The sequence below is a fragment of the Rhizobium sp. UBA1881 genome, assembly GCF_002338015.1.
In the GTDB taxonomy this organism is placed as follows: domain Bacteria; phylum Pseudomonadota; class Alphaproteobacteria; order Rhizobiales; family Rhizobiaceae; genus Rhizobium.
Genome location: NZ_DDHH01000018.1, coordinates 1 through 9465, shown reverse-complemented (window position 1 = coordinate 9465; position 9465 = coordinate 1). Strand labels below are relative to the sequence as shown.

Sequence of the window (9465 nt, the reverse complement as noted above, 5' to 3'; positions counted from 1 at the left end):
CGGACATCTCCCCCACAAGGGGGGAGATCGACTCGTGGTGAGGTTTTCGCCAAACAATGAGCGTGGAGCGAGCGGTTACGCCCAGCCAATCTCCCCACGTGTGGGGGAGATGCCCGGCAGGGCAGAGGGGGGTAACCCACGGCACAACGCGCATCATCATCAATACCCCACCGGCGGCAACGTCGGTTCATCAGGCTCGGCCACCCGCATCTCGTCGGTATTGTCAGTACCGATCTCCTGATAGGCGCGGTAGGTCAGCACCAGCAGGAAAGCCAGCAGCGAAAACGAGATGACGATCGCCGTCAGGATCAGCGCCTGCGGCAGCGGGTTGGCGGCCCCCGAGGGCAGTGCGTCGAGGCCGTCGGGGATGATCGGCGGTACGTCGCGGGTCAGGCGGCCCGCGGTGAAGAGCAGCAGGTTGACGGCGTTCCCGAGGATGGCGATGCCCAGCATGATGCGGATCGAGAATTTCGACAGCATCAGATAGACAGCGGCGGTGAAGAACAGGCCGACGAGGACGGCGAAGAGCGGCTCCATCATTCGACCTCCCGCTCTTCCAGCGACAGCGCGATCGAGGTGACCGCGCCGACCACGACGAGATAGACGCCGATATCGAACAGCATGACCGATGACAACGGCACCTCGACGCCTGCAATCTTGGGATAGATCCAGAGGCCGGTCATGAAGGGCACGGCGAAAAGGATCGAGATGAGGCCGGCCACGGAGGACATCAAAAGGCCGGCACCTGCGATCGACAGCGGGTGGAAGACGATGGCGCGGCGCACGGCGCCGGTGCCCTTTATGATACCGAAGATCGCCAAGGCGGATGCCGCGATCAGCCCACCGATGAAGCCGCCGCCGGGTTCGTTGTGGCCGCGCAGCAGCACGAAGACGGAAAAGAGCAGCATCAGTGCGGTCAGCACGGGAGCGATGGTGCGAGCGATAAGCGTGTTCATGGGCGCTCCACTCCGAGATCATCGGGCGCATCGGGGTCGTTTGCGGCAAGCTTGCGCTCGGCCCCTGCCCTGACACGGATCAGCGCCAGGATGGCAAGGCCCGTCATGGCGACGACGGCGATCTCGCCGAGCGTGTCGGTGCCGCGGAAATCGACGATGATGACGTTCACGACGTTGGCGCCGTGGGCGATGGTTTTCGAATAGGTGTTGAAGAAATCGCCGAGCGTGGCGCTGAATGGCGCCTCGGTGGCCTTCATCAACAGCAGCGTCAGGCCCACGCCGCAGGCGAGCGCCACCGCGCCGTCGAAGAGCATCTGTCTGATGGGGCGCGGATCGGTGTGCGATAGGCGAAGCCGCGTCATGACCAAAGCGAGGATGACGACCGATAGGGTTTCCACCATGAACTGGGTAAAGGCGAGATCGGGGGCGCCGAAGAGCAGGAAGATGAGCGCGACGGCGAAGCCCTGGATGCCGAGCGAGACGATTGCCGTCAGCCGGTCGCGGGCGATGATGACGGCGACGAGGCCGATGACTGCGAGCAGGAAGACGCCCCATTCATGGATCTGCACGCCCACAGGCCAGGCCGGCAGCGACGGCCCCTCCCCGAACAGCCAGAGCGGCAGAATGAGGATGGCGGCGACCGCGAGGAAGGTGCAGGTGACGTAAATCTCCAGCCGGCCGGGCTGCAGGATGCGGGTGATGCGCACGGAGAGGGAGACGAGGCCCGATATGGCGTTGTCGAAGCCCTGATCCGGCCCCGGCCCCAATCTCTGCAGCAGCGCGGCCATCAGCGCGCGGGCGCGATCGAGCTGCCAGCAGACGGCGATGCCAAGCGCGATGGTGAAGAGCGACAGGAGTAGCGGCAGCCCGATATGCGGCGCGAGCGAGCTCTCGATCGTGATCGCCGTCCCCCTGACGGACGAGGCCATCGGCGAGGAGATGAAGTGGTGCGTGGTCGCCGAAAACAGGGCGGCGAGAAGGCCGAGTGAGGCGAGCACGGCGGGGCCGAGCCAGAGGAGCGGCGGGGCTTCGTGCGGATGTTTGGGCGTTTCGACCGGGGCGCCGAGGAAGGGTTTGAGGGCGACGGCGAAGGCGATGGCGAACATCAGCACATTGGCGGCAATCACCAGGACCGCGAAGAGGATCGAGCGCGGATCGCCATGGGCAAGGGCCGCGTAGATTTCCTCCTTGGCGAGGAAGCCAGCGAACGGCGGCAGCCCGCCCATCGAGAGGGCAGCGGCAAGCGCGATCGCGAAGGTGAGCGGCATTGCCGTCCTCAACCCTCTGAGGCGGGTGACGTCGCGGGTGCCGGTCTCGTGGTCGATGATCCCCGAGACCATGAACAGCGCGCCCTTGAACATCGCGTGGGCGACCAGATAGAGCACCGCCGCCTCGATGGCGTAATCGGAACCGAAGCCGGTCAAGAGAACCAGCAGGCCGAGCGAGGACACCGTGGTGTAGGCGAGCTTCAGCTTCAGGTCGGTCTGGCGGATGGCGAGCAGCGCGCCGACGAGAAGCGTTACGCCGCCGAAGAGCGGCAGGATGAACATCCAGGGTGCCGTGCCGCCCATGACGGGATTGAGGCGCATCAAGAGATAGACGCCGGCTTTGACCATGGTCGCCGAATGCAGATAGGCCGAAACCGGCGTCGGCGCTTCCATGGCGTTGGGCAGCCACGCGTGAAACGGATATTGCGCCGACTTGGTGAAGGCGCCGCCGAGAATGAGCAGCAGGATCGGCATGTAATAGGGGTTGGCGCGCAAGAGATCGCCCGATTGCAGCAGCACCGAAAGCTCGGACGCGCCTGTCGTGCTCCAGATCATCAACAGGCCTGCCAGCAGCAGCAGTCCGCCGCCGCCGGTGATGACCAGCGCCTGCAATGCTGCGCGGCGCGAGGCCTCGCGGCGATGATCGAAGCCGATCAGCAGGAAGGAGGTGATCGACGTCAGCTCCCAGAAGACGAAGAGCATCAGGAAATTGTCGGAGACGACAAGCCCGAGCATCGCGCCCATGAACAGGAAGATGAAAGAGAAGAAGCGGCCGAGATCGGCATGGCCCTTGAGGTAGCCGCCGGCGTAAAGCACGACCAGCGTACCGATGCCCGTGATGAGCAGCGCGAAGGTGACCGAGAGGCCGTCGAGCATCCAGGCGAAATCGAGATTGAGGCTCGGCGCCCAGGCATAACCGCCGCGAATGACGGTTCCGGCCGCGATCTCCGGCAGAAGGCTTGCGAAGCGCAGGAAAGCGAGAAGCGGCGCGAGCGCCAGCAGCCAGGCGGCATTGTGGCCGAATGCGCGGACGAGAAACGGTGCAAGGACGGCGCCGAGAAATGGCAGGCACAGAGCCGCAAACGTCAATGCCGTGCCATCGGCCATCCAGCCTCCCCTACCCCTCGAAATCCGCGAATCCGAAACAAATCAGATGCCTCAGGTTTAGAAGAAGAGCGCCGCCATCTCAAGCTTTGATCGGCCAAATGAGGGTTTGGACGCATCGCGCGCGGGGACGGATGGCGGCGCAAAGAGGATTGATCAGCCGGCTCTCGTCAGACGCGGCAGGCGTCTCGGCGCGAGCAGCGCATGCAGGAAAAAGGCTGTCAACAACAGCGGCCAGAGCGAACAGGCGGCAAGGCCGAAGCCACGCGCCAGCGTCCATCCGCCCCTGACGGCCCAGCCTTCGAGTGCCGTCATCAGCATGAAGACGCTCGAGATCGCGCAATAGGCGCTGACAACTATGGTATCGCTCATCTCAGCACCCCCCGATGCTTTCCATTGCCCCGATGATTGGGCCCGATGCTTGCGTTTCATCAAGTATAGCCAGGATGCGGGGCGACATTAGCTGGCTCTTATGATGAGCCGGCGTTCATCCGAACGGGCGATGCGATGAAGGGCGCGATAGCCGCGCTTGAGACGAGCGGCAGAGGCCGTTTCGTGGTAGTCTCCTCGCAATAGCAAATGCCAATCATCAAGAGAGGATGAGGCGATGCTGGAAGCGGACAAGATCTTTGCCGGCTCCGTTCCGGAGAATTACGACCGCCACATGGTGCCGCTGATCTTCGCGTCCTATGCCGCCGATCTGGCGCGGCGGGCAGCCGCCCTGAAGCCGAAGTCGGTTCTCGAGATCGCGGCCGGTACCGGCGCGGTCACACGGGCGCTGGCGCCACTGCTGCCACCCGGCGCGACCTGTATCGCGACCGATCTCAACCAGGCCATGCTCGACTACGCCCGCTTGCACCAGCCGGCCGACGACCGTGTCGTCTGGCGACAGGCCGACGCGATGGCGCTGCCCTTCCAGGATGCGAGTTTCGACCTCGTCTGCTGCCAGTTCGGGGCGATGTTCTTTCCCGATCGACCGGCGGCCTATCGCGAGGCACGGCGGGTGCTGAAACCAAACGGCCGGCTTCTGTTCAGCGTCTGGGACCGGATCGAAACCAATGTGTTCGCCGACGACGTGACCAAGGCGCTCGCCACCGTGTTTCCCGACGATCCGCCGCGCTTCGCCGAACGCACGCCGCACGGCTATCACGACCGCGACCAGATCCGCGACGACCTCGCGCGCGCCGGATTCCGCGAGATCGAGATCGACACCCGCCCCGATATCAGCCGCGCGCCATCCGCCCGCGAGGTGGCGGTTGCCTATTGCCAGGGAACGCCTTTGCGCGGCGAGATCGAGGCGCGGAACCCCGCGAAGCTCGAGGCTGCTACCAAGGCGGCGGAGGCAGCGCTCGCGAGCAAGCACGGCAACGGCGAGATCGCCGCCAAGATCCAGGCGCATGTGATCCTGGCTTCGGGGTAGGTTATCGGGCCTTTTCTCGCGGCGCGGATGGCCGATCGCGGCGGCTTACGGTGCTGGCGCGCCGGCTTGGCTGTTGTGTACAGACACCGCCCTGCCCTTGATCGTTCGGGTCAACAGCACCACATTGCCGAAGAAATCAAAAAACACTCGCCGCAAGCCACAGCTGCGTGAAAGGAGCACTCCATGGCCGATACGACGATCGCCAAGGTTCACAAGACCGATGCCGAGTGGAAGGAACAGCTCACGCCTGAGCAGTACCGCATAACTCGCCAGCACGGCACCGAGCGGGCCTTTACCGGCCCCTACTGGGATTCATTCGAAACGGGGCTCTACAGCTGCGTTTGCTGCGATGCGCCGCTGTTTCGTTCCGACACCAAATTCGACGCCGGCTGCGGCTGGCCGAGCTATTTCGAGGCGGTTTCGCCCGAGGCGGTGACCGAATATCGCGATACCAGCCACGGCATGGTGCGCACCGAAATCCGCTGCGGCAGTTGCGAGGCCCATCTCGGCCACGTCTTCCCCGACGGCCCACCGCCAACAGGCCTGCGCTACTGCATCAACGGTCACTCGATGGTGTTTACGCCGGACAAGTGATGGGGTGACTATCGCAAAACGCCCGCCGCGGGAGACCGTGGCGGGCGTTTTGCGTTGTAGTGTGGGGCCTGCGACCCCTCTCCGCCGCCGGGCTCGTATTGGGGGCGACAGCAAAAAGGCGAAAATGCGAGCTTTTCAATAGGTTAACAACGCCATCAACACACTCCTCCGTCATCCTCGGGCTCGTCCCGAGGATCTAAGCACGTCTACCGGAATGCAACGGTAATGGTGCTTTCGACGGTCGCCCATGCGATGCCGGCGCGCGCACTGGGTGGTCCATTCACGTCCAGTCCGTTGCCGCGTGGTTAGATCCTCGGGACAAGCCCGAGGATGACGCCGCGGGGGGAGGAAACGCTGGCGTTTCAATGGGTTGAAAGATACCTCACCGTTTCAATGGCGTTCTTGCGCGCGCTACGCGGCGCCCTCAGCCCGGCACCCGCAATTCCATGAAGGTCAGGTCCAGCCAGCGGCCGAACTTTATGCCGACTTCGTGGAAGGTGCCGCCGTTGCGGAAGCCTAGTTTTTCGTGCAGCGCGATGGAGGCCTGGTTGCCGGCTTCGATGCCGGCGATCATGACGTGGATGCCGTTTTCGCCGGCGCGCTTGATCAGCGCCGTCATCAGTTGCTTGCCGATGCCAGCGCCCTGGTGATCCTTTTCGACATAGACGGAATGCTCGACCGTGTGGCGGAAGCCTTCGAAGGCGCGCCAGTCGCCATAGGAGGCGTAGCCGGCGATCTTGCCGTTCCTCTCGGCAACCAGAACCGGGAATCCGCGGGCGCGGCGCATGGCGAACCATTCCCGGCGGTTGTCGAGATCGACGACCGTCTCGTTCCAGATCGCCGTCGTGTGCTCCACCGCGTGGTTGTAGATATCGCGGATCGCGGCCAGATCGGTCTCGGTGGCGTCGCGGATGAGCGTGGGTTGCGTCATGATGATCTATCCACTATAAATTCACTATGTCCACTATATCAGACAATTTCGATCGCTGTCTAGGCGATCGCGTCCGCGCCGAGCGGGAATTGCGGGGATGGTCGCTGAGCGACCTTTCGGATCACTCGGGCGTATCGCGGGCGATGATCCACAAGGTGGAGCGCGGCGAGAGCAGCCCGACGGCCTCGCTTTTGGGCAAGCTCTGCGGCGCCTTCGGGCTGACGGTGTCATCGCTGATCGCGCGCGCCGAGGCGGGCAGCCAGCGGCTGCGCCTGCGCGAAGACCAGCCGCTTTGGACAGATCCGGAGACCGGCTATACGCGGCGCCATGTTTCGCCTGAAGGCAGCCCGTTCGATATCGTCGAGGTTGCACTGCCCTCAGGCGCCCGCGTCGCCTACCCGGCCGCCTCCTTCGTGTTTCTGCGGCAATGCATCTGGGTGACCGAGGGGGCGCTCACCTTCGTCGAGGGGGAGATGGTGCATGCGCTTGAGACAGGCGACTGCCTGCTGCTCGGGCCGGCGATTGATTGCGAATTCCGCAACGATAGCGACGAGACCTGCCGCTATGTAGTCACGCTGACCAAGACTGGTTGAGGAGCGCGACGCTAGGCCGGGCTCATGCTGAAACAGGTGAGCACCGCGGTGTAGTGGACCGCCGCAGCCGCGACGACGAAGCCGTGCCAGATGGCGTTCTGGAAGCGCAGTTTTTCCCAGACGTGGAAGATCACGCCGAGTGAATAGATGATGCCGCCGATGACGATCAGGAGCATCGAGGCATATGGGATGCGCTCGGCGACCGGGCCTGCAACCATGACGCCGCTCCAGCCCATGGCGAGATAGAGCAGGATCGCCAGCCGGTCGTAGCGGCCGGGGAAGACGCATTTCAGGAACACGCCCATGAAGGCCACGGCCCAGATGCCGATGAGCATGCCGAGAAGTAGAGGGTTGTCGGCGCCGCGCTCGAGGAAGGGGGTATAGGTGGCGGCGATCAGGATGAAGATCGAGGAGTGATCGAGCCGGCGCAGGAACCACTTGGTGCGCGAGACCGGCCAGGCGTTGTAGGAGAACGAGATGCCGAGCGTCAGCACCAGGCCGAGGCTGTAGATCCAGGCGGCGGCGAGTTCGCCATGCGAGGACCAGACGGTGGCGTAGAAGATCAGCACGGTAGCGCCGACCAGCGCGAGCGCCAGCCCGACCCCGTGGACGATGCCATCGGCGATCAGCTCGTATTTGTCATAAGCCCAGCGGATGCCGTTGAACTCGCCCATGCAGACCATGCCCCATTCGTTAGAGCGGGATCGTCGCATCGAAATGGTTTGCGCGCAACACAAGTGCTGTGTGTCCGGTATAAATCTTCGTGAAGCCGGATGAGACGGGAGGCCGTGGCAGCCTCCCGCATCTCCGCCTCCCGTTTATGGCCTTGCGCTCACGCCTTGCGCCGGTCGACCAGCACGGAGCATTTTGCGTGGCGCACAACGCGGTCGGCGGTGGCGCCGATGAAGTAGTTGCTGAAATCGGGCATGTGCGAGGAGAGGATGATGAGGTCGGCCTGGTTGGCCTCGGCCGAGGCGATGATGCCGCTGGCCGGCCGGCCGTGGCTGATTTCGACGCGGGCGGGAATGCCGGTGCTGACGATCAGCCCTTGCAGCTTCTCCTCAGCATCCTTGGCGGCGTTTTCGATCAGGTCGACGGGGATATCGACGCCGAGATAGGTCGGGATGTCCTCGACGACGTTGAGCAGAATGATCTCGCCGCCGCTATCGAGCAGCGAGGCGGCCTTGCGGAAGGTCATGTCCCCGTTTGCGAGCGCGCCGATTTCGACCGCGACGATGATCTTCCTGTACATGATGCAACTCCTCTATGACTGCATTTAATGGTGACAATATCCTCCTGAAATACATATGGCGCCTTGATCGAGATCAAGCCGGTAGCTCGATCGGGATCAAGATCACGCGCGGAAGTCGTCAATGGATATCGAACGCTTCATCGTCAAAAACGGGACTTCTGTGAACAATCACGATGCGCCATATAGGATGCAAGTACAGCGGCCAGAGGACCCATCACACGCATGCACCGGCGAACCTTCCTTGGCATCGCTATGGGCAGCAGTTTGCTGCCCGAGGGCAGCATCCTTGCTGCCGGCGCCGGTACGCCCTCCTTATCCCGGGCAGGAGACCCTAAGATGACCACCACACAGACTTCCTACGCGCTGACGCGCCCTGCCTATGTCGATCACTCGCACCTGGTCGTGACCGACCTCCCCACCGTTTCGGCCTTCTACCAGTCGATGCTCGGGCTCAAGGTCATCGAGAAGACGGCGAGCGGCGAAGTGCTTGGCGTCGGCGAAACGCCGCTTCTGACACTGACGACGGGCAAGGATGTGCGCACGGCGCCGCGCAACGCCGCGGGCCTGTTTCACACCGCTTTCCTGATGCCGTCCCGTGTCGAGCTGGCGCGCTGGCTGCGCCATGCCGCGCACAACAATGTGGTTCTCGACGGCGCGTCCGACCATCTGGTCAGCGAGGCGATCTATCTCTCGGACCCCGAGGGCAACGGCATCGAGATCTATTCGGACCGCTCGCCGATGCAATGGAAATTCCACCAGGACGGCCAGGTGGAGATGGCGACGCACCGGCTCGACCTGCAGGCGCTCTATGAGAGCGCGCCTGATGATACGTGGACCGGCATGGTTGAGGGCTCGGCGATCGGCCACATCCATCTGCAGGTCGGCAATATTCCCGAGGCCGACCAGTTCTATCGCGACGTTCTCGGCCTGAAGATCATGGCGCGCTATCCCGGCGCCAGCTTCTTTGCCACCGGCGACTACCACCACCATGTCGCCGCCAACATCTGGAACAGCCGCGGCGCGGGCGCCCGCACCGAGGCGATGACCGGGCTTTCCGACTACGCGCTGCGCTTCAACGACACCGCGGCGCTCGACAAGGCCGTCGCCAAGCTCGACGAACTCGAGATCAAGAGCGAGAAGCGCGACGGCGGCGTATTCCTGCGCGATCCCTGGGGGATCGGGCTGACGTTGTCGGCTTGATCAGGGCGTTCTGCGGTTATTGGGAATAGCGCCACACATACTCCACCCTCATCCCGGCCTTGAGCCGGGATCCAGCAGCGTCGCGTCCGCGACGCGGAAGAGTCTTTTCAACCCAAGGACTTGGGTTGGCTGGATTCCTGTGACAAG

At 63.6% G+C, this 9465-nt stretch carries 11 protein-coding genes; 4 read left to right on the top strand and 7 right to left on the bottom strand.

All coding sequences use genetic code 11. The features are described 5' to 3' along the window. Nucleotides 1-159 precede the first annotated feature (159 nt). From B3605_RS01785 to B3605_RS01770, 4 genes are all read right to left on the bottom strand, one after another. Nucleotides 160-537: a Na+/H+ antiporter subunit C gene (locus B3605_RS01785; RefSeq protein WP_112946118.1), complete on the bottom strand. Its 378-nt coding sequence runs from the start codon at nt 535-537 to the stop codon at nt 160-162. Beyond that, a complete protein-coding gene (locus B3605_RS01780) occupies nt 537-956 on the bottom strand; it encodes a Na(+)/H(+) antiporter subunit B (protein WP_112946119.1) in 420 nt (139 codons plus the stop codon). The genes B3605_RS01785 and B3605_RS01780 overlap by 1 nt, the downstream gene beginning before the upstream one ends. Next, entirely contained in the window at nt 953-3331 is a 2379-nt protein-coding gene (locus tag B3605_RS01775) for a putative monovalent cation/H+ antiporter subunit A (RefSeq protein ID WP_112946120.1), read from the bottom strand. The genes B3605_RS01780 and B3605_RS01775 overlap by 4 nt, the downstream gene beginning before the upstream one ends. Before the next feature lie 153 nt (nt 3332-3484). Next, a complete protein-coding gene (locus B3605_RS01770) occupies nt 3485-3700 on the bottom strand; it encodes a hypothetical protein (RefSeq protein ID WP_112946121.1) in 216 nt (71 codons plus the stop codon). A gap of 235 nt (nt 3701-3935) precedes the next feature. Between B3605_RS01770 and B3605_RS01765 the strand changes: the two genes are divergently transcribed. Both B3605_RS01765 and msrB read left to right on the top strand, forming a co-directional pair. Continuing rightward, the gene (locus B3605_RS01765; RefSeq protein WP_112946122.1) at nt 3936-4748 is read left to right on the top strand and encodes a class I SAM-dependent methyltransferase; all 813 of its coding nucleotides are present in this window, start codon (nt 3936-3938) and stop codon (nt 4746-4748) included. A 183-nt stretch (nt 4749-4931) separates the two neighbouring features. Next, nucleotides 4932-5342 carry a peptide-methionine (R)-S-oxide reductase MsrB gene (msrB, locus tag B3605_RS01760; protein ID WP_112946123.1) on the top strand — a complete coding sequence of 137 codons (411 nt, stop codon included), beginning with the start codon at nt 4932-4934 and terminating at the stop codon, nt 5340-5342. Nucleotides 5343-5766: 424 nt separating this feature from the next. Here msrB and B3605_RS01755 read toward each other — a convergent pair whose 3' ends face one another. Continuing rightward, nucleotides 5767-6273, bottom strand: a complete 507-nt coding sequence (locus B3605_RS01755; RefSeq protein ID WP_112946124.1) for a GNAT family N-acetyltransferase — start codon at nt 6271-6273, stop codon at nt 5767-5769. 26 nt (nt 6274-6299) lie between these two features. Here B3605_RS01755 and B3605_RS01750 point away from each other — a divergent pair, with 26 nt between their 5' ends. Further along, nucleotides 6300-6866: a helix-turn-helix domain-containing protein gene (locus B3605_RS01750; protein ID WP_112946125.1), complete on the top strand. Its 567-nt coding sequence runs from the start codon at nt 6300-6302 to the stop codon at nt 6864-6866. Nucleotides 6867-6877: 11 nt separating this feature from the next. Here the strand turns inward: B3605_RS01750 and trhA are convergent, their stop codons facing one another. Together trhA and B3605_RS01740 are read right to left on the bottom strand one after the other, a co-directional pair. Beyond that, nucleotides 6878-7549 carry a PAQR family membrane homeostasis protein TrhA gene (trhA, locus tag B3605_RS01745; protein WP_183796376.1) on the bottom strand — a complete coding sequence of 224 codons (672 nt, stop codon included), beginning with the start codon at nt 7547-7549 and terminating at the stop codon, nt 6878-6880. A gap of 149 nt (nt 7550-7698) precedes the next feature. Beyond that, on the bottom strand, nt 7699-8118 hold the full coding sequence (locus B3605_RS01740) for a universal stress protein (protein WP_112946126.1): 420 nt from the start codon (nt 8116-8118) through the stop codon (nt 7699-7701). A gap of 222 nt (nt 8119-8340) precedes the next feature. Between B3605_RS01740 and B3605_RS01735 the strand changes: the two genes are divergently transcribed. Further along, nucleotides 8341-9318 carry a VOC family protein gene (locus B3605_RS01735; protein ID WP_183796374.1) on the top strand — a complete coding sequence of 326 codons (978 nt, stop codon included), beginning with the start codon at nt 8341-8343 and terminating at the stop codon, nt 9316-9318. Nucleotides 9319-9465 lie beyond the last annotated feature (147 nt).

Excerpts from the sequence above, each read along its gene's own strand:
- B3605_RS01785 (WP_112946118.1), bottom strand. The coding sequence starts at position 537 with ATGGAGCCGCTCTTCGCCGTCCTCGTCGGCCTGTTCTTCACCGCCGCT.
- B3605_RS01780 (WP_112946119.1), bottom strand. The coding sequence starts at position 956 with ATGAACACGCTTATCGCTCGCACCATCGCTCCCGTGCTGACCGCACTG.
- B3605_RS01775 (WP_112946120.1), bottom strand. The coding sequence starts at position 3,331 with ATGGCCGATGGCACGGCATTGACGTTTGCGGCTCTGTGCCTGCCATTT.
- B3605_RS01770 (WP_112946121.1), bottom strand. The coding sequence starts at position 3,700 with ATGAGCGATACCATAGTTGTCAGCGCCTATTGCGCGATCTCGAGCGTC.
- B3605_RS01765 (WP_112946122.1), top strand. The coding sequence starts at position 3,936 with ATGCTGGAAGCGGACAAGATCTTTGCCGGCTCCGTTCCGGAGAATTAC.
- msrB (WP_112946123.1), top strand. The coding sequence starts at position 4,932 with ATGGCCGATACGACGATCGCCAAGGTTCACAAGACCGATGCCGAGTGG.
- B3605_RS01755 (WP_112946124.1), bottom strand. The coding sequence starts at position 6,273 with ATGACGCAACCCACGCTCATCCGCGACGCCACCGAGACCGATCTGGCC.
- B3605_RS01750 (WP_112946125.1), top strand. The coding sequence starts at position 6,300 with ATGTCCACTATATCAGACAATTTCGATCGCTGTCTAGGCGATCGCGTC.
- trhA (WP_183796376.1), bottom strand. The coding sequence starts at position 7,549 with ATGGTCTGCATGGGCGAGTTCAACGGCATCCGCTGGGCTTATGACAAA.
- B3605_RS01740 (WP_112946126.1), bottom strand. The coding sequence starts at position 8,118 with ATGTACAGGAAGATCATCGTCGCGGTCGAAATCGGCGCGCTCGCAAAC.
- B3605_RS01735 (WP_183796374.1), top strand. The coding sequence starts at position 8,341 with ATGCACCGGCGAACCTTCCTTGGCATCGCTATGGGCAGCAGTTTGCTG.